This window comes from Neisseria sp. 83E34 (assembly GCF_001308015.1).
Classification (GTDB): domain Bacteria; phylum Pseudomonadota; class Gammaproteobacteria; order Burkholderiales; family Neisseriaceae; genus Neisseria.
In genome coordinates, this window is the sequence record NZ_LGYH01000039.1 from 1 (window position 1) to 578 (window position 578).

Consider the following 578-nt stretch of genomic DNA (forward strand, 5'->3'; position numbering starts at 1 on the left):
GGTGCGGTTGCCGTTGAAGTCGTAATGGTAACGGATGCTGTTGGTAACCGGCTGGAACAGCATATCGTACTGCGGGTCGCGCCAGTCGGTGGCTATCAGGCCGTTTCGGGCATTCTCTTCTTGGGTCGGTACCTTCCAGTGGTGCTGGCCGATGAGTTGGCCGTTAGGGTTGTAGTCGAAGCAGGTGATGCTGTGCGCATTGGCGGCGCGGACGAGGTTGCCGTTGGGGTCGTAATGATAGGCGGTTTCCTGAACCTTGCCTGTGCTGTCGTGGGCAAGGGTTTGGGTCAGGCGGCCCAAGATGTCGCGTTGGAACTCGGTGATTCTGAGCGGGGTTTTGTCTTTGAAGCCGTCTGAAAGCGGTGTCCTGTCCGTGCTTTTAACCGGTTGCCCGCCGTATTGCGCCATCAGTTTGGCGGCTACGGAGGCATCGTCGCCGTATTCGCTCTGCTGCACCAGTTCGTTGCCGGCGTTGTAGTGGTAAGCGGTCAGTTTACGGTCGAAGCCGCTTTCGGCCACCAAACGGTCGAGCACGTCGTAGGCGAAACGGTAGCGGGCGCCGTTTTCGTTGGTGAGGC

Annotated in this window: 1 pseudogene; it reads right to left on the reverse strand. The window is 59.2% G+C overall.

Annotated elements, in window-relative coordinates:
- Positions 1-578, reverse strand: a pseudogene (locus AKG09_RS11540) (type IV secretion protein Rhs); the annotation flags it as partial.